Here is an 18,218-nt window from a genome sequence, read left to right as displayed (position 1 = left end):
CACTCAATTGACGTTGCGCACGAAGCGGCTGGCAAGCTTCAACAGCCAGGTCACGAACACGACGATGATGACCAGATAGGCCATCGCCAGCATGGTGCCGTAGCCGACATTGGAGCGGTCGCGGTATTCGCGGTAGATGAAGCTGGAGACGGAATCGGTGGCGCCGCCGGGGCCGCCCGAGGTCACCGTGATGATGATGTCGGCCAGCTTCAGCTTGAAGATGATGCGCAGGATCACCGCCGTCACCGAAACCGGCAACATCAGCGGGAACGTGACCTGCCAGAAGGTCTGCCAGGTGGTCGCGCCGTCGACGCGCGCGGCCTCCAGCACCTCGCGCGACATCGCCTGCAGGCCGGCGAGCAGCATGATCATCATGAACGGGATGAAGGTCCAGGCATCCAGTATCATGATCGATATGCGGGCGATGATGGGATCGGAAAAGAAGGCGGGATTGTCCCAGCCGAGATGGCGCGCCAGTGTTGCCGCCGGTCCGAACCGGTACTCCATCAGCGATTTGCCGATCATCCACGACACTGCGACCGGCGACAGCATCAGCGGCATCAGGAAGACGACGCGGAAGAATTTGCGCGCCCGGATCTGCGCGTTGAGCAGCAGCGCCAGCCCGAAGGCTATGACATATTCGACCAGCACGGCAAGCACATAGAGCACCATGTTGAACAGCGCATTGCGATAGTAGGGATCGCCCAGCATCTGCCAGAAATTGTCGAGCCCGTTGAACCTGCGGCCGCTGAAGGAGGAGAGGTTCCAGTCGGTGAGCGCGATGTAGAAGCCGAACAGTGTCGGGAAGATCACCATGGCGATGGTGAACAGCAGCGCCGGCAGCAGGAACAGCGCGCGCTGGCCGTCCTCGCCACGCGTCAGCACCTGGCCGATGCCGAGTGCCACGCCCCACAGCACATAGGCATAGACCACGGGACGCCATGTCTCGAAGCCGATCGTGTCGACCTCGCTCTTGTAGAGGATCTGGACCAGGATCGTGGCCAGCAGGCCGAGCGTCGCAGCGGCCATCACCGCCCAGCCCAAGCGTTTGCGGCCTGGCGGTATCAGGTCGGATGGGACGGCGTTTGCCGGCCAATCATTGGTGGGCAAAATCTGGTCAGCCACGCGTCTCATCCAGTTGCAGTAGGCACTTCGCGACCGGCGGTGCCGGTCAATTCAGGGTCCGGCGGCTTTCGTCGCCGGACCTTGGGTTCACGCTGCGATCAGGCCAGGCCGAGCGAGGCCTTGTAGAGCTTGATCTGCTTTTCGCGGCCGATCTGGTCGGTGAGCTTTTCCCAGGCGGCGGCGATGGCATCGGCGCCTTCCTGTGCCTTCATCTTGCCGGCGAAAGTGTTGGCGAGAATGTCCTCGGCGGCGCTGTAATATTGGAAGATGCCGGGGATGCGTGGCTCGATCGCCGCGTTCGGATGGTTGTAGCTGTCGCCTTCCGACTTCAGATACGAGGTGATGAAGGCCTCGTCGTAGCCTGCCGCCACCCATTCCGGAATGTCGAAATGCGAATTGCGGTAGGGCTGGAAGCCGGACGGGTACATCGCCGTCCAGATCGACAGGTCCTTGCCGCCGAGATGAGCGGCGGCGGACCATGCCGCCTTTTTCTTCTTCTCGTCCTTGTCGACGCGGGCCATGACGTAGACGCCCCAGCCCAGATAGGCGCAGTTCGGCGAATAGTTCGGCCCGCTGGCGAGCTTCTCCCATTTGCCGGTCTTGGAATTGTAGACATCGTCCGAACCCGGCAGGATCGAGAAGCCGGTGACGTCGCCGATAACCGACGAATCGTTGGTCTTGACGTTGGAGCCGATGTCGCCCCACCAGGGGATCATCGAACCGGTGCCGGCCAGGAACTGCTGGAAGCCGGTGGTGTTCGGGTCGGCGTTGATCTGGTCCGCCGGTTCCGACGGCAGCGCGTCGATCACGTCCTGGATGGCGCGCACCCAGGCCGGATTGTTGATGCGCGGCTTCATCGTGTCGGCGTCGAACAGCCAGGCCTTGTCGTCGGGATGCTTGGCGTAGGCGGTGGCGCGGCTGCCGAGGAAATAGAAGCCGAAACCGCCCCATGGCTTGGGCGCGTCGAGATAGCCGTAAACGTCTTGGCCCTTGAATTTTTTGCCCTTGAGGAACTTGGTGACGGCCTGCACCTGCTGCCAGGTCTTCGGTACGCCCCATTCGCCTTTACCGCCGCCATCCTTCCACTGCTTGGCGAGGTCGGCATCGGCGAACACGTCGGTGCGGTAGTTGAAATTGTGCGTGTCGCCGTCGATGGTGACGCGATACTGCTTGCCGTCCCAGGTGCCGACCGGCGGCTTCAGATAGTTGACCAGATCGTCGAAATCGATCTGCTTCTTGACCCAGTCGGGCATCTCCGAGGTCAGGCCCTTGCCGCAGACATCGCCTTCGAAGGGCGCGCCCATTTCGATGATGTCGAAGTCGACGGTGCCGGTGGCGATCGATTGCTGCAGCCGGGCGTTGTAGTCGGCCTGCGCCAGGTCGATCCAGCTGATCTTGGCGCCGGTATAGGCCTCCCACGGCTTCAGGAAGCCGCGGAACAGCACATTGTGCAGGTTCTGGTTGTTGAGGCCCATGAAGGTCAACTCAACGCCGGCGAATTCGCCTTGCTTGACATTGGCCTTGGTCGCCTCGAGGCAGAGTTCGCCGACCTTCTGGAAATCAGCATCGGTCGGCTGACCTTTGCCAACGCCGGGAATCTGCAGGATCTTCGACCGCAATTCGCTTGCGGCGGACGCTGGACGCGTCAAGGCGCCGAGCCCGGCGCCGGATGCCGCCGCGATCGCGGCCATGCTGGCGGCACCCTTCAAGACGTCGCGCCGTGTGGCGCCGGCACGGACCAGCCTATCGTAAAGACCTGTTCTCATCGACTATTCCTCCCAGAATCAGTGTGAATGTATGTGGCCGCCTGTCGGACGCTGAAGCACAACGGTGCTACCGGCTCGGATACGAATTAGGCAGGACCCCACCCTGCGTCGATTTTAGGTTCCGATTGCGGATCGGTGCCGACATTTGGACCAGCGCCGACCACTATTCTCGCAACCAAACGCCGTGTCAACGAGAACGGTTTTTGTCTATAAGAGACCGACTTGCCCTGGCAGGGCGCGTTGGTTAGCTTCTGCGCCTACGGCCAGTTGGAGCCGATGGGGGAGAGATGGCTCAAGTCGCAATCAGCAAGGTGGCCAAGGCGTTTGGTACCGTCAAGGTTCTGCACGAAGTCAGCGTCGACATCGCTGACGGACAGTTCGTGGTGCTGGTCGGCCCCTCGGGTTGCGGCAAGTCCACGCTGCTCAGGATGGTGGCCGGGCTGGAGACCGTTTCCGGCGGCACGATCGCCATCGGCGACCGCGTCGTCAACCATTTGCCGCCGGCAAAGCGCGACATCGCCATGGTGTTCCAGAACTACGCGCTCTACCCGCACAAGACGGTCGAGCAGAACATGGCCTTTGCCCTCAAGCTGCGGAAAACCGATCCGGCCGTGGTCGCCGAGCGGGTCAAGCGCGCCGCCGACATCCTCGACCTCAACCCCTATCTGAAGCGCTATCCCCGGCAGCTCTCCGGCGGCCAGCGCCAGCGCGTCGCGATGGGCCGCGCCATCGTCCGCAATCCACAGGTGTTCCTGTTCGATGAGCCGCTCTCGAACCTCGACGCCAAGCTGCGCGTGCAGATGCGCACCGAGATCAAGGAATTGCACCAGCGGCTGAAGACCACCACGATCTACGTCACCCACGACCAGATCGAGGCCATGACCATGGCCGACAAGATCGTCGTCATGCGCGACGGCCGCATCGAGCAGGTCGGCGCGCCGCTGGAGTTGTTCGACCGGCCGGCCAATCTCTTCGTCGCCGGCTTCATCGGCTCGCCGTCGATGAACCTGCTCAAGGGTGTTGTGCGCAAGGGCGACAAGCCCGGCGTCGACATATCAGGCACATTGTTTCCGATTGCCGACAATGCCGCGCAGGACGGGCAGGCCGTCGTCTATGGCGTGCGCCCGGAGCATCTGGAAATTCATCCCGATGGCGTGCCGGCGAAGATTTCGGTGGTCGAACCGACCGGCTCGGAAACGCTTGTGTTCCTGCGCTTTGGCGACCGCGAGATGGTGGCGTTGTTTCGCGAGCGCCACGACTTCAAGCCCGGCGACACGTTGACCCTGAAGCCCAGGCTCGACCAGATTCATCTTTTCGATGCCGAGACCGGCAAGCGTCTCTGATCTCAAACGGACTTCACGAGGACCATCATGCTCAAAGGCATCAATCCGCTGCTCAATGCCGACGTGCTCCAGGCATTGCGGGCGATGGGCCATGGCGATGACCTGATCATCGCCGACACCAACTTCCCCTCCGATTCGGTTGCGCGCCAGACGGCACTCGGCCGGCTGCTGCGCATCGATGCGTCGGCCGCGGAAGTAGTGAAGGCAGTGCTGTCGCTTTATCCGCTGGATACGTTCGTCGACGACGCGGCCGCGCGCATGGAAATCGTCGGCAAGCCGGACGAGATTCCGTCCGTGCAGAGGGAAGTGCAAAAGGAAATCGACGCCGCCGAGGGCAAGTCCTGGCCGATGCTGCCGGTCGAGCGCTACGCCTTCTACGAGCGTGCCAAGCAGGCCTATTGCGTCATCCAGACCGGCGAACGCCGTTTTTACGGTTGCTTCGCCTTCCGCAAGGGCGTCATACCGCCGGATGCGGAGTAGCGATATGGCAGCCGTAAAGCCTGTCGTCATATTGGGCGTCTTCGTCGCCGATACCGCCTATCGCGCCGATCGCCAGCCGCGCATGGGCGAGACGATCCTCGGCAATTCGTTCAAGCTGGGCCCGGGCGGCAAGGGATCGAATCAGGCGGTGGCCGCAGGCAAGCTCGGCGCCGACATCACTTTCCTGACCCGCCTTGGCGTAGATGCCTTCGCCGACATGGCCAAGCGGACCTGGCAGGATGCCGGCGTGAAAAGCGCCGTCATCGACACGCCGGACAGCTATACAGGCGCTGCCTACATCTTCGTCGAGGAGGGAAGCGGCAACAACGCCATCATCGTCAGCCCGGGTGCGGCCATGTTGATCTCGCCGGCCGATATCGAGGCCAATGCCGCCTTGATTCGTGGTGCCGGCGTCTTCGTAACCCAGCTCGAACAGCCGATCGATGCCGCGATGCGGGCGCTGGAGATCGCGCGCGGGGCAGGGGTGACGACCATCCTGAACCCTGCTCCCGCGACAAAGCTTCCCGACCGAATCTACGCGCTCTGCGACTATCTCACGCCGAACGAGACCGAGACGGAGGAATTGACCGGACTGAAGGTCTCTTCGGTCGATGAGGCGCGGGCCGCCGCCGGCAAGCTGCTCGAAAAGGGCGTAGGCATGGTCATCGTCACGCTCGGCGACAAGGGCGCGCTTCTGCACTCGAAGGGACGCTCCGAGCATGTCCCCGCCATCAGCGCCGGGCCGGTGGTCGAAACCACCGGCGCGGGCGACGCCTTCAACGGCGGCTTCGCCGCGGCGCTGTCGCGAGGCGTGGAGCCGCTGCAGGCGGTGCGCTTCGCCTGCGCCGTCGCCGGCATCTCGGTGACGCGACCCGGCACCGCGCCGTCGATGCCGACGCTGCAAGAGGTCGAGGCATTGCTGGCGAAGGGGTGAGGCACGCGGGGCAGCCAGACCATCAGGCTGCTCCAATCCCCGGGCAATCCCACGAAATGTGCGTAGCGCTTTCCCCTGGAAATTGCGCCAAAACAAAGTGTTAGGGCAGTTCGCCGCGTCCGTGAAACGACAAACTGCCCTGGATGTCCATCCGGCGATAGCCCGATCAGCTATTGCCTGACGTAGCAGCGCTTTCCGCGACCGGGAGCGGGATCGCCGAACGTATCATTGTCGCATTGGACGCCGTTGCGGAACACGTCCTGCGTGAATTGGCCGCGTGCCCCGTACCTGACCACCTTGCGGCCATAGAAATCGCAGTAATCGCCTTCATCGGCACAGGCTGCCCATCTCTCGCGGCGGGGTTCGTCGTAATTGTCATCCGACTGGTCCCGGCCGCGCATCACGATGAAACACGACTTTGCGGCACCCGGCGCCGGGTCGCCAAAAACGCGATTTGAACACGGCACCGCGTCTCGCTCGAAATAGCGCGAGGTCGTGCGGCCCCGGGCGCCGTAGACCACTTCGGCGGGATACGGCAGACGGCAGAGTCCGCCCTCGCGCGCGCATTGCTGCAACCGGTCGGCCGACGCGGTCGCCGGGAAAAGGGCGGTGGCGACCATCGTCGCGCCGCCCAGGTACATGAGCGTGAATAATGTGCGCATAGGAATGTTTGGTGCGATTGACACGATAGTCCTCCATGCCGTTCAGGCAGCCTGCTAGTGCAACTCCGCTACCTGCGAAATGAATCCAGCGCTTTATGGGCAGATCCGCAAGTGGGATTCACAACGTCAAAACGCGGCTCAAGCCCGAGTCGTTCCAGGAGCTGCTTTTCAGCCTATTGGAGTGGCGTCGCGTTTGCCAGATTGCCGCGCGGGCGTGGCTGAATTTTTGAAGCCGGCTGCGAAACAGTCTGCCGCCAACGATTCGCGCGGCGGCGACGAATGCTCATCGACAGCGATAGGGCGCAAAAGCCCGCGCCTTGGCACTTCATTTCTGAAAGTGGATTCTGACAATTCATGTCGGCATTTCCCTGTGCCAAGGATTGCGATCCTTGAGGGAAATGGCGCGAGTGACGGGGCTCGAACCCGCGACCTCCGGCGTGACAGGCCGGCACTCTAACCAACTGAGCTACACCCGCGCATTGACGAGCACGTGTCAGCCGTGTTCGTCGTTGGGGCGCTGGATAAGGGGTTCGCCACCGGGTGTCAAGCGCACCAAACCATCATAACAACAAACTGGAGAAGGTTTTTTGACAGCCGGCGTTTTGTTCGCAAATCGGGCCTGCGGACAGGGCGTCACCTGTTCATTTGGCCTTGCGAAGCCGGTCCCGACCGCTTAAAGGTCCGCGCCGGAGCGGGCGATTAGCTCAGTTGGTAGAGCGCTTCGTTTACACCGAAGATGTCGGCGGTTCGAGCCCGTCATCGCCCACCATCCCACGTCGTCTTGAAAATGCGATTTGGCCCCAAGGCTCGTCCGGGCGTGTTTTCAATATCCAATGCAATGCGGTCTCCCGCCCGTTCTCCCGACCCTGCCGTCTTCCCGCAAACAGGCTTTTCGCAAGTTGCGATTTCGCCGATGGGAACGTTAGCAGGGCTTCGAGGTTTCTTGACCGCTAAGGCGATCTTGCGCGGAGGTGGCAAATGAAGACGACAGTTGGACCGGATACCGTCGACGTGGCCAAGGCGGTCGATACGATGCTCGCAGAGCATGACGCCCCTGCCTTTCTATCGATGGCCGAATTTATCGAAGTGCTTCGTCAAAGAACGGGAACCGACCGTTCTGACGCGGATCTGAAAGCCCTCGTCACGAAGAAGGCAGCTTTGCTTGATATCGTTATGGAGTGAAGGCCAAGCTCGGCTGCGCAGCTTGGGCAGGATGCTGTTTGCGTATCGGCGCGCCTGCAATGAGCCATTTCAGTGTCCTTGTTTACGCGGCGCGCAACCAGGGCCAAGGCTGCCCGCGAGGTCGACTGAACAAGGCCGGCGCGCTACATTTTTTTCTGCCGCTTTTCGATAGCATAGGATGTCCAGCGGCAGCACATGCCCCCGATCGATGTCGCGGCGCCACCAAGCAGGCATGCCGCAAGCACCGGGTCTTGCGAGGCACTTTTCCAGCTGACCACCGCCAGCAAAATGACGCTTACCGTCGAGACCACATAGCCGATACCTTTCAGCGTATGCGGCGAAACCTTAGCCATCAAACCCTCCCTTCCACGCCAATATTGAACATTTGTATCGGCGCCAGGTTCCGTTCGTCGGTTGGCCACGCGGGAACCTTTTGCCTGTTCACGCGTGCTACTGCGATCTGGGCACTGGATGCACGAGCCATGACAAACTTTCTGAAACTCCCTGCCAAGTCGCGGAAGCTGTTTCGCGTTGTCGTCGAAACGCCGCGCGGAGCAGCCGCCAAGCTCGCCTACGACGCCAAGACGGGCGTCTTTCAATATTCAAGGCCGCTGCCGATCGGCAACACATACCCTTATGATTGGGGGTTCGTACCTTCCACCGTCGGGGAGGATGGTGATCCGCTCGACGGGATGGTGATCCATCAGGCCGCGACAGCACCCGGCGTGGTCATCAAATGCGATCTGCTCGGTGCATTGCGGGTGAAGCAGAAAGACCCGGATGGGGCGGTCATCCGCAACGATCGTTATATTTTCTGCCCGCGTAAGGAGGATGCGCCGGACAAGCCCGTCGCTGCCGACCATTTGCCGCAGGATTTGCGTCGGGAGATCGAGCAGTTCTTTTTGTCCTCCGTGCTGGGCACGGGCAAGACGATCAAGCTGAAAGGCTGGCGGGATGCCGAGGAGGCTGCCAGGTCGCTCGGCAAGGGTGCGAGGGCTTTTCGGCGCGACAACAGGTGATGGCTGGCCCCTTCTTCCGCGATCACACCATAGGCTGAAATGGTGACGCGGTACACAGTACAACCAGCAGCGGTCGATTCCCCCGGGATGTAGCCACTCCAAAAGCCCGCCGCGGGCCGCTCCCGTGGCGGGTTTTTTGATGGATCTGAGGTTGCAGGCCACGGCAGGCGAGCGTCCTGGCGCCTCCTTTGAGTTGATCTTTCCCGCGTCGCCCGAAGACCTGATTTCTCAAGGCGGCACCATGCGGAAATCCTTGCCCTCGGGCAGCAATTGCCCGCCATCGACGACAATGGTCGTGCCGGTGATGTAGTTGGCGTCGTCCGAGGCAAGGAACAGGAAGGCATTGGCGACATCGCGCGGACTGCCGAGCCGGCCGAGCGGGATCGAATCCTCCATGTTCTTGATATAGGCGGCGCCGCGATGCTGCTGGATGGCTTCGGTCAGGATGTTGCCGGGTTCGACACCGTTGACGGTGATGCCGTAGCCGGAGAATTCCAGCGCCGCTGCCCGGATGAAGCCGTTGATGCCTGCCTTTGTCGCCGAATAATGGCCGTGGCCGGGGCTGGTGACATGCGGCCCGGTGATGGAGGAGGTGTAGAGCATGCGTCCGGAGCGCTGCGCCTTCATCGGCACCAGGGCTGCGCGGGTGGCATTGAAGGTGCCGCGCAGATTGACGGCCATCACGCGATCCCAGTCGTCGGTGCTGGTGTTCTCGATCAATTGCCAGGGATAGATCCCGGCATTCTGTATGATGATGTCGAGGCGGGCGTATTGCTTCAGCGCCAATGCCACCGCGGCCTCGGCGTCGCGCGTTTGCGAAATGTCGGTGCCGATGAAGGGGACACCGAGTTCATCCGCGGTCGCTTGCCCGGACTCAGCCTCGCTGTCGGCCAGCACCAGCATTGCGCCTTCTTCGGCAAAGCGCAGTGCGATGCCCTTGCCGATGCCGCGCGCGCCGCCGATGATCAGCGCCACCTTGTCTTTCAATCGTCCAGCCATGCGAGCGGTCCTGTCATGCCAGTCTCTGGCGAATGGTTTGCTTGAATGCGTCGAGCAGCACGGCCGCCAATACCAGCAGTCCGTGGATGACCTGGGTGAAATTGGCCGGTAGTCCCATGAGATTGATCGCCGTGTTGATGGCCGAGAGCAGAAGCACGCCGGCGTAGACGCCGGGCAAGGTGCCGACACCGCCCTTCAGGCTGACGCCGCCGATGACGACCGCGGCAAAGGCGTTGAACAGAAGGCCGACGCCGAGATTTGCGGTGGCGCCCGAGGTGCGGATCGCCAGCAGCCAACCGGCAAGGCCGGCAATGGCGCCGGCAAGCACGAAGGCGATGACGAGGTTTCGGTTCACCCGGATACCGGCCCGGAAGGTCGCCGTCTCGTTGCCGCCGATCATCACCAGGTGCCTGCCAAACGGTGTCTTGGCCATGATCAGCGAGAAGACGACAAAACAGGCGATGGCGATCCAGGCGGTGAGCGGCAGGCCGATCAGCCGCTGGATGCCGAACCAGCGGATCGCCGGTGCAAGATCCTGCGCCGAGCGGCCGCCCGAAATCACCAGCACCAGGCCGCGCACCCAGATGTAGGACGCCAGCGTGATGATGAAGGCGCTCATCTTGACCCTGACGACCAGAAACCCGTTGAAGGCGCCGATCAGGCCGCCCACGGTCAGCGCCAGCAGCAGCGACACCGGGACCATCAGCCATTCGGGATGCAGTTGAACGCCAAGGCCGATGCCTGACGAGCAGAACAGGATGCCGACCGCCATGGCGCTGAGTGCGGCGACGGATTCGACCGACAGATCCATGTGGCCGGCGATGATGACCAGAGCCAGGCCGATCGACATGACGCCGAGTACGCTCGATGCCTCGATGATGTTGGCGAAGATGCCGAGCTGGAAATAGTTCGGGATGAAGATGGAAAAGACCACCAGCACGAAGACCAACATGAACCAGACGAGGTTGTCGAGGGCGAACTCCAGGGCTTGGCGGGTGCGGAGGGTCATGGACTGATCCGGCTGGCGCATGACCCCGAAAATTCGATTTTCGGTGACGATCTTGCGCGGATTGGAATTGCGGCGGAGTGGCTCCGGACCAGAGTGGCCCGGAGCGGCTTACGCGTCGGTCTATTCGACCGATTTGACGGTGTCCGTCGGCGGCTTCTGGTTGCCCCAGAAGGCCGGATTGTCGACGTTTTCCTTGGTGATGGCCGCACCCGGGATCTTGATGTTCGGACCCCAGGCTTCCTTGGTCACGACCGACTTCAGGCCAAGCACGTCATAGTCGCCGGGCTTGATCTCCTGCTTCTTGACGACCTTGTCCATGAACATGGCGACGGCCGCGGCCTGTGCGTAGAGCGGCTGTTCGACTTCGACATTGAGCCAGCCCTTGCGGATCAGGTCGAGGCCGACCGGAGCGCCGTTCGAGCTCATCAGCATGACGTCGCCCGGCTTCTTGCCGGCGGCCTCGATCGAGGCGACGGCGGCGACCGAGAGATGCGCGGCATGGCTGAAGATCAGGTCGATGTCTGGGTTTGCCAGCATCTGATCGGCGACGATGGTGCCGGCATTGCTGGCCTCCCACTGCATGGCCGGCAGCGAGATGATCTTGACGTCCGGGAACGCCTTCATCTTCTCCTCGAAACCCTTCTGGATGTCGAGCGTATAGGGATCGCCGGGATCGCCGAGCACCTGCAGCACCTTGCCCTTCACGGAGCCGTTCTTGGCTTTCAGCAGTTTTTCGGCCTGGTCCGCGGCGATATGGCCGATCTCGACGGTACCCGCCACCGAGGTGAAGTCGGAAGGCGTCGAGGTGATCTGGCGGTCGAACTCGACCACCGGGATGCCGGCGGCGCGCGCGGCCTCGATCGACGGCTTCAACGCATTGAAGTCGACCGCCGCCAGGATGATCGCCGCCGGCTTCAGCGCGATGACGTCGTTCATCTGCGATTGCTGCGCGTCGGTCTTGTTGTCGGCGTTCAGCGTCTTTGTGTCGTAGCCGACCTGCTTCAAGAACAGCTCCAGCGCGGTGACCGAGCCGGTCTGGAACTCATCGAGCAATGTCGGCACCAGATAGTAGACGGTCCCCTTGGACTGGGCGAATGCCGGCGTGAGCGTGGCAACGGCCAGTGCCAGGATACCGAAGACAGCAAGAAGTATTCGCTTCATGTCGTTCGCTCCTGTTGAGCCGGACCCCTCTTTGTATCCCTCAGCCCGCCGGTCCGGCACCGGCAAGCGTCTCCCCGGTGATCATGTTGATCACCGCATCGGGACTTGTCTTGTTTCTGGCGACATCACCCGCCACGACGCCTTGCCGGATCACCACGATCCGGTCGGCGACCTGAAAAGCCTGCTGCATGATGTGGGTGATGATGACGACGCCGATACCCTGGCTCGCCACCTGGCGGATCATGTCGAGACCGCGCCGCGTCTGCTCGACGCCCAGCGCCGCGAAAGGCTCGTCGAGCAGCACCAGCTTGCCGCCCCAGTGGACAAAACGGTTGAGTTCGATGGCTTGCCGCTGGCCGCCCGAGAGATGCTCGACATTGGTGCGCAGCGACGGAATGCGGGTGCCGGCGCTGGCCAGCGCCTTGGAGACGACGGCCTCCATGGCGCGCTCGTCGAGCACCGGAATGCCGAGCACCTTCCTGGTGATCTCGCGGCCCATGAAGAAATTCGCCACCACGTCGACATTGGTGCAGAGCGACAGGTCCTGGTAGACGGTTTCGATGCCCGCCGCCTTGGCCTCGGCCGGCGACCTCGCGAGAAACTCCTTGCCTTCGAACAGCATGCGGCCCGAGGTCGGCTCCAGTCCGCCTGATATGATCTTGACCAGCGTGGATTTGCCGGCGCCGTTGTCACCCAGCAACGCCACGACCTCGCCCTTGCCGATGGAGAAGCTGATCCCCTTCAGTGCTTCGATCGCGCCATAGTTCTTGGTGACGTTGTCGAGCACCAGCAGCGGTTCGCTCATCAGGCAACCTCCTTGGCCGTCAGAGGATCGCGGCCGCGCTCACGCTCGGCGGCGAACATCTGGCCGAAGCGCGGCGACAGCACTCCCGAGACCGCAAGCGCGGCGGCGCCGCGCAGCACCGAATGTTGCCCGCCGCGCGCGACCATCAGCCGAGGCGCGATGCGGTCCTTGCGCGCCGAGACGGAGTTGAGCAGGCCGCCGGTCGAACCGGCCAGCCGTTCGAGCAGGTCGGTGGACGCCAGCCCGCCGAGGATGACCGTTTCGGGGTCGAACAGGTTCTCGATGACGGCGACGGCATTGTGGAAGATCGGCGCGACTTCCGCGACCCAGTCGGCCTCTGTGCCGTTCCAGCGCCGAAGCGCCTCGAGCGAGAGGTATCTTTCGAGGCAGCCCCGGTTGCCGCAGGGACAGGCCTCGCCGCCCGGAACGACAGGGATGTGTCCGACCTCGCCGGCATTGCCCCAGGCGCCGCGCTGCACGGAGCCGTCGTGAACCATGACGCCGCCGAGGCCGACACCGAAATAGAGATAGTAATAGTCGGAGAATTGGGCGCCGAGGCCGTAGAGCCGCTCGCCCATGGCCGCCGCAACCATATCGGTTTCGAAGAAGGCCGGCAGTCCGGTCGAGGCTGCCAGCCGCTCGCGCAGCGCCACATCCTTCCAGCCGGTCATGGTCGTCGGGCCGACGAAGCTCATGGATTCGACGCCGAACGGTCCGGGCAGGGCCAGGCCGACCCCAAGCACCCGTCCGCCGGCCCGTAGTCCAGTCAATTCAATCACCATCGCACCGATCAGCTCGAAGGCATGGTCGGGCGTCGCGCTCGGGGCCTCGCGGTAAATGCTCTCGATCACGTCGCCGCTCAGATTGATCAAAGCGGCATCGATACCGAGTGGGGTGATATGGATGCCGACGGCATAGCCGCCCTCGGGATTGATGCGCAGCGTCGCCGGCGGCAGGCCGCGCCCCCTGGGCTCCTCGCGCAGGGAGAGGATGTAGCCCTGGTCTTCCAGTTCGCGAACGATGGTCGATACGGTCTGGACGGTCAGGCCGACGCGGCTGGCGATTTCGCCGCGGGCGATCGGCCCATGCAGGCGGATGGACTCAAGCACGATGCGCCGGTTGTACGGCCTCCCGAACTCCTGATTGGTCCCCCGCAATGCCATGCCTTGCGCTCCCGATTGACGCAAGGTTCGCACCAAAGATTTATTTAGTCAAATGGAATTCAAAAATAATTCGGGAGCAACATCACACCGGGAAGGCTGCAAGCCGCACCGGGCTAGACTGGGGCCTAAGGCCGTGGACCCAGTCGCCTTGCCGGCGCGTGGGATGATGCGTCTGCTGGGAAGGCCCAAGAGGCGAAACAGGCGGCCGAAAGGCCGCACGGAATGGCGATCACTCACCTCGAAATCAAAGCGGGAAGATCCATTCGAGAGGTATGTGCCAATCAGGTCAGGACTGGCGCGCCTCAGAGGTACTGGGCCACCTTCTTGCCGACGGTGAGGAAGCGCAAGGGATCGATCGCTTCGCCATTGTGGCGCACTTCATAGTGCAGATGCGGGCCCGTCGAGCGGCCGCTGCTGCCGGTCTTGCCGATGATGGCGCCCGCGTCCAGCTTCTCGCCCACGGTCACGTCGATTTCGCTGAGATGCCCGTAGCGGGTGGCAAAGCCGTTGCCGTGGTCGACCTCCACCATGCGGCCATAGCCACCGTTCCAGCCGGCCTTGGTGACGATGCCGGGCGCCGTGACCTTGGCCGCCGTGCCGATGGGCGCCCTGAAATCCATGCCCGAATGCAGTGCTGCGGTGCCGAGGATGGGATCGGTGCGCACGCCGAACGGGCTGGTGACGGGGTGGCCAGGGGCGGGGTTGGCAAGCGGCAGCTGGCGCGCCTCCTTCTTCAACTGGTCGAGCGTGTCCAGGGCTTCGTCCAGTTCCTTGACCTTGCTGTCGAAGATCATCGAACTGTCGAGCGGGATCAGCGGGCCGCCGACATCGCTTTCGTTCTTGCCGAAATCGCTGTCGACCGGCAGTCCGGCCGCCTGCAGCACCTGCTGGATGGCATCGGCGCTCTTGTAGGCATTGTCCGCAAGCGTGCTGATGCGTGTGAGTTGTTCGTTTTCGATGGATTTCAGCGACTGGTTGATCGAGACGAACAGCTTGTCGGCACGATCGGCGGCTGTATCGCTAGGCAGCGGATCGGTGCGGGTCGACCACAAGGAGAACGGCCTGGTATCGGCAGCACCCAGGTCGGCGCCAAGGCTTGCGACCGCATAATTCCGCGCGGGCTGGCTGATGCTGCCGGTCACCTCGGCGTGCTTGTCCGGTTTGGCGGCCGCGGCCGGGTCCTCGGCGGGCGCTGCTCCCACCTCGTTCTCGGCGCGATCGAGCAATGGTCCGAGACGGCCGTGGCGCTGGCTGAGCTGTGTCTGGCGTTCAATCAGTTCGCTGACCTTGTTTTCCATCAACTGCTGGTCGAGCAACTGGCGGCTGGTGATGCGGTCGACCTGGGCGCGGAGCGCCGAGATGCGGTCTTCGTAGGCCTGCTGCATGCGCGCCTGGCGCGCGGTGGTGGCGCCGATCAGGTCGTCGCGCAGCACGAGATAGGAGGTGGCCAGGAGGTAGCCGATGGCAATGGCGGCGAGTGCCGAGCCGATGAATGCCGCCAGCCAGGGCCGGATCGTGAAATGCCTGATCTCGTTGCCGCGGGCGATGATGACCGTGTGCGGTTCCTTGCGCCTGCCGAAGACTGCGGACTGACCGGTTGCGTTCACGGGACCAAGCTTTCGTTTACGACACCACGACAGCTTGATTACACATTATTAGGGTTAACAAAGGCTTGCCGGGCCGATCGCCCGATGCCGAAAGCACGCGGCGCGCGCATAGGGTTGTATGAAGATGGCCAAGGAAGCGCGCGTAATGCCGTGAATCATTGGCGATGAGCGCCAATCTCCTGCCAGCCGAGCGGCCTGTCGGTCGCGATCAAGGTCTAGGTTTCCTTAACTGTCTTCGATTGCTTTTAATTGACGGTTTTCGATTAGAAGCAGTACCGGGGTTTGGGATTCACTATGGCGGTAGGAATGCTGGGCGATCTGGCTGGCAAGATCCTCGACAAGATCTCGGGCACCAGTTTGCTGGCGACCGGGCTTTTGCTGCTGACTGCTTTTGTCAGCGCGCTCGTCGCCTATTGGCGCACGGTCGAGGAGAAGAGCTGGAAGGAGTTCTTCGAGTTCGTCATCCCGCACGAGGTCATCACCCATCCCTCGGCGAGGGCCGACCTGCTGTTCTGGGTCACGAAGAAGGCCCTGATGCCCTTCCTGATGCTGCCCGCCGGAATAGTCTTCGTCTCGGCGGTGGGCTACGCAACCAACTGGCTGTTTTCGACACTCTTCCAGTTCCAGCCGCCGCTGGTCGAGGGACCGGCAGGCCCGGTGACGGTGCTGATCTTCACCATCACCATGCTGCTCGCCTACGATATTTCCTATTACCTCTATCACGTCGCCCAGCACCGCTATCCGGTGCTCTGGGAATTGCACAAGGTGCATCACTCGGCCGAGGTGATGGTCGGGATCACCAAGGACCGGGTCCACCCGCTCGACGAGCTGATGAATCGCGCCTGGGATGGCCTCGTCGTCGGCGTCTGCTTCGGCATCTGGTCGCTGATTTCACTGAACCTTGTCGAACTGACCGTCTTAGGCGTCAACGTCTATGTCATGCGCAACATCCTGATGATGGATTTCGTCAGGCACACGCATTTCAAGATTTCGTTTGGCCCGCTCAACAGTGTGATCTTGTGTCCTCATTGGCACCAGCTGCATCACAGCACCGATCCGCGCCACTACGACAAGAATTTCGGGCTGCTCTTCTCGTTCTGGGATCGGCTGTTCGGGACCTTATGCGTGCCGAGGCCCGATGAGGACTTCAAGTTCGGACTGGTCGACCGCAATGTGCGCGACTACCAGTCCCTCGCCGGCCTTTATGTGATGCCGTTGAAGCGGATGTGGGGGCATATTGCCAGGCGCATCCGGCCCGCCAAGCCAAGGACCTCGCGATCATCGGAAGGGACACGGCCATGAACGCTCCCTTCGTGCTGGCGATCCCGCGGACACGCACTTTCGAAGTCGTGACATCGGCGGCGCGCCTGGCCGAGATCGCACCGGCCTGGACCGCGCTCTGGCAGCGGGCCGGCGGGCTTGTCTTCCAGCACCCGGACTGGATCGCGGCGTGGTGGCGCACCGCTCCGCATCAGGAGCGGCGCACGCTCAGGATCGGGCTTGCCTGGAATGGCGATCGGCTCGACGGCGTGATCGCGCTCGCCACTTTCAAGCGCTCCGGCATCCGCATGCTCGAATGGGCGGCGAAGGCTCACAGCGACTATGGCGACGCGCTAGTTGCGCCCGAAAGCGATCCGCAGGTGATCTCCCGCCTCTGGCAGCATGTTTTTGACCAAGGCGGCTTCGACCTTGTCTATCTCAATCGCCTGCTGCCGGATGCCGGTGTCCGGGCCCTGCTGGATCCGGCCTCGCGCCATGGCAAGGCGCTTCGACCCAACCACCGCAGTGAAATCAGCTACCGTGTCGTCGGCCCCTGGCAAAGTGGGGCGGAATGGTTCGAGGCGCTGTCCAAGAAAGCCCGGCAGAACTACCGTCGTGGCCGCAAGTTCATGGAAGAAGCCGGTGCGCTGCGTTTCCGCCTGCTCGATGCGGACGACCCACGCGAGCCGGTGCTCGCACGCGTCGCGGTGCTGAAGCGCCTCTGGCTCGCCCGGCATGGCCGCGCCTCCGACCTGTTCGACGAGGGCTCGCCCGTTCTCGCCGCGCTGATTTCGGCGCTGGCCGAACTCGGGCTGTTGCGCATCTTCGTGCTGGAACTCGACAGCACGATCGTCGCCGTCTCGATCAATTTCGAGCAGCACGGCACGATGATGGCTTTCGTCACGACCTATGATCCCGAATATGAGCGCGCCTCTCCGGGCATGGTGCTGATGATGGACTATATCCAGTGGTCGCTAGACCGTGGCCTTGCCAAAGTCGATTTTCTCTGCGGCGGCGAGGATTTCAAGCGGCGCTTCGCCACGCAATCAGTCAGGCTGTCGTCGATGATCGGCGCGCGCGGTCTGCGCGGCCATCTCGCCGCGCTGGCCGATCGTGCGATCCATGTCACGAAATCCTGGCAGGCACAGCGGCAGCCGAAGGCGCAAACATCAGACGAGTAGGGACGGCTCGTATCGGCCTTGGCCACGCTCAAAGCGCGCGAACGGCTTCCAGCACTTCCTCGGCATGGCCCTTGACCCGGACCTTGCGCCAAATCCTGGCGATCCGACCGTCACGGCCGATCAGGAACGTCGCTCGCTCGACGCCCATATATTTGCGGCCATACATCGATTTCTCGACCCACAGATGGTAGGCCTCGATCACCTTGCGCTCCTCGTCGGCGGCGAGGTCGACGGTGAGGTTGTATTTCGATTTGAATTTGTCGTGCTTCTTGACGTTGTCTGGTGACAGACCGATCACGACGGCGCCTGCCTTCTCGAATTCCGGTTTCAGCTGCGAAAAGCTGATCGCTTCCTGGGTGCAGCTTGTTGTGTCGTCCTGCGGATAGAAGTAGAGCACCACGGGTTTGCCGGCCGATGCGGCCAGGCTGAGTGAGCCGCCGCCATCCCGCGGCAGATCGAATTGCGGCGCAAGATCGCCCACGTCGAGGTCAGCCATATCGATGCCCTTGTTTGAGGTTACGC

The 18,218-nt window shown here is 62.6% G+C and carries 18 protein-coding genes and 2 tRNA genes; 8 read left to right on the top strand and 12 right to left on the bottom strand.

Features of this window, described 5'->3' with window-relative positions:
- Positions 1-3: 3 nt before the first annotated feature.
- The gene (locus FJ546_RS06645; RefSeq protein WP_140888616.1) at positions 4-1,134 is read right to left on the bottom strand and encodes a sugar ABC transporter permease; all 1,131 of its coding nucleotides are present in this window, start codon (positions 1,132-1,134) and stop codon (positions 4-6) included.
- 89 nt (positions 1,135-1,223) lie between these two features.
- The gene (locus FJ546_RS06640; RefSeq protein WP_140888615.1) at positions 1,224-2,891 is read right to left on the bottom strand and encodes a sugar ABC transporter substrate-binding protein; all 1,668 of its coding nucleotides are present in this window, start codon (positions 2,889-2,891) and stop codon (positions 1,224-1,226) included.
- 287 nt (positions 2,892-3,178) lie between these two features.
- Between FJ546_RS06640 and ugpC the strand changes: the two genes are divergently transcribed.
- The 3 genes from ugpC to rbsK are packed head-to-tail and all read left to right on the top strand — an operon-like array spanning position 3,179 to position 5,648.
- Positions 3,179-4,234 carry a sn-glycerol-3-phosphate ABC transporter ATP-binding protein UgpC gene (gene ugpC / locus FJ546_RS06635; protein WP_010915660.1) on the top strand — a complete coding sequence of 352 codons (1,056 nt, stop codon included), beginning with the start codon at positions 3,179-3,181 and terminating at the stop codon, positions 4,232-4,234.
- A gap of 27 nt (positions 4,235-4,261) precedes the next feature.
- Positions 4,262-4,714, top strand: a complete 453-nt coding sequence (locus FJ546_RS06630) for an RbsD/FucU family protein (protein WP_140888614.1) — start codon at positions 4,262-4,264, stop codon at positions 4,712-4,714.
- Positions 4,715-4,718: 4 nt separating this feature from the next.
- Positions 4,719-5,648, top strand: a complete 930-nt coding sequence (gene rbsK, locus FJ546_RS06625; protein ID WP_140888613.1) for a ribokinase — start codon at positions 4,719-4,721, stop codon at positions 5,646-5,648.
- 170 nt (positions 5,649-5,818) lie between these two features.
- On the opposite strand, the gene FJ546_RS06620 is transcribed toward rbsK, so the two are convergent.
- Positions 5,819-6,334 carry a hypothetical protein gene (locus FJ546_RS06620; RefSeq protein WP_246686766.1) on the bottom strand — a complete coding sequence of 172 codons (516 nt, stop codon included), beginning with the start codon at positions 6,332-6,334 and terminating at the stop codon, positions 5,819-5,821.
- A gap of 375 nt (positions 6,335-6,709) precedes the next feature.
- Positions 6,710-6,786: transfer RNA gene (locus FJ546_RS06615), tRNA-Asp, on the bottom strand.
- 217 nt (positions 6,787-7,003) lie between these two features.
- Here FJ546_RS06615 and FJ546_RS06610 point away from each other — a divergent pair.
- A tRNA-Val gene (locus FJ546_RS06610) sits at positions 7,004-7,079 on the top strand.
- Between the two features lie 209 nt (positions 7,080-7,288).
- Entirely contained in the window at positions 7,289-7,492 is a 204-nt protein-coding gene (locus tag FJ546_RS06605) for a hypothetical protein (RefSeq protein WP_140888612.1), read from the top strand.
- A gap of 143 nt (positions 7,493-7,635) precedes the next feature.
- Here FJ546_RS06605 and FJ546_RS06600 read toward each other — a convergent pair whose 3' ends face one another.
- Positions 7,636-7,845 carry a hypothetical protein gene (locus tag FJ546_RS06600; protein ID WP_140888611.1) on the bottom strand — a complete coding sequence of 70 codons (210 nt, stop codon included), beginning with the start codon at positions 7,843-7,845 and terminating at the stop codon, positions 7,636-7,638.
- 24 nt (positions 7,846-7,869) lie between these two features.
- Between FJ546_RS06600 and FJ546_RS06595 the strand changes: the two genes are divergently transcribed.
- Entirely contained in the window at positions 7,870-8,511 is a 642-nt protein-coding gene (locus tag FJ546_RS06595; protein ID WP_246686765.1) for an inorganic diphosphatase, read from the top strand.
- Positions 8,512-8,739: 228 nt separating this feature from the next.
- On the opposite strand, the gene FJ546_RS06590 is transcribed toward FJ546_RS06595, so the two are convergent.
- The 6 genes from FJ546_RS06590 to FJ546_RS06565 all read right to left on the bottom strand — a co-directional run bounded on the left by FJ546_RS06590 (position 8,740) and on the right by FJ546_RS06565 (position 15,255).
- Entirely contained in the window at positions 8,740-9,510 is a 771-nt protein-coding gene (locus FJ546_RS06590) for an SDR family oxidoreductase (protein ID WP_140888610.1), read from the bottom strand.
- A gap of 13 nt (positions 9,511-9,523) precedes the next feature.
- Positions 9,524-10,519: an ABC transporter permease gene (locus FJ546_RS06585; protein ID WP_140888609.1), complete on the bottom strand. Its 996-nt coding sequence runs from the start codon at positions 10,517-10,519 to the stop codon at positions 9,524-9,526.
- Between the two features lie 120 nt (positions 10,520-10,639).
- A complete protein-coding gene (locus FJ546_RS06580; RefSeq protein ID WP_140888608.1) occupies positions 10,640-11,680 on the bottom strand; it encodes a sugar ABC transporter substrate-binding protein in 1,041 nt (346 codons plus the stop codon).
- Positions 11,681-11,720: 40 nt separating this feature from the next.
- On the bottom strand, positions 11,721-12,485 hold the full coding sequence (locus tag FJ546_RS06575; protein ID WP_019857729.1) for an ATP-binding cassette domain-containing protein: 765 nt from the start codon (positions 12,483-12,485) through the stop codon (positions 11,721-11,723).
- Positions 12,485-13,648: an ROK family transcriptional regulator gene (locus FJ546_RS06570; protein ID WP_140888607.1), complete on the bottom strand. Its 1,164-nt coding sequence runs from the start codon at positions 13,646-13,648 to the stop codon at positions 12,485-12,487. Before FJ546_RS06570 ends, FJ546_RS06575 begins: the two co-directional genes overlap by 1 nt.
- A gap of 302 nt (positions 13,649-13,950) precedes the next feature.
- Positions 13,951-15,255, bottom strand: a complete 1,305-nt coding sequence (locus FJ546_RS06565; RefSeq protein ID WP_140888606.1) for a M23 family metallopeptidase — start codon at positions 15,253-15,255, stop codon at positions 13,951-13,953.
- Between the two features lie 306 nt (positions 15,256-15,561).
- Here FJ546_RS06565 and FJ546_RS06560 point away from each other — a divergent pair, with 306 nt between their 5' ends.
- Positions 15,562-16,557, top strand: coding sequence for a sterol desaturase family protein (locus FJ546_RS06560; RefSeq protein WP_140888904.1), 996 nt, complete (start codon positions 15,562-15,564; stop codon positions 16,555-16,557).
- Positions 16,554-17,696 (top strand): GNAT family N-acetyltransferase, encoded by a 1,143-nt coding sequence (locus FJ546_RS06555; RefSeq protein ID WP_140888605.1) that lies wholly within the window; start codon positions 16,554-16,556, stop codon positions 17,694-17,696. The genes FJ546_RS06560 and FJ546_RS06555 overlap by 4 nt, the downstream gene beginning before the upstream one ends.
- A 28-nt stretch (positions 17,697-17,724) precedes the next feature.
- On the opposite strand, the gene FJ546_RS06550 is transcribed toward FJ546_RS06555, so the two are convergent.
- Entirely contained in the window at positions 17,725-18,192 is a 468-nt protein-coding gene (locus FJ546_RS06550; RefSeq protein WP_140888604.1) for a peroxiredoxin, read from the bottom strand.
- Between the last annotated feature and the right edge of the window lie 26 nt (positions 18,193-18,218).

The sequence above is a fragment of the Mesorhizobium sp. B2-4-19 genome, assembly GCF_006441315.1.
Classification (GTDB): domain Bacteria; phylum Pseudomonadota; class Alphaproteobacteria; order Rhizobiales; family Rhizobiaceae; genus Mesorhizobium.
This window is presented reverse-complemented; position numbering and strand designations above follow the sequence as displayed.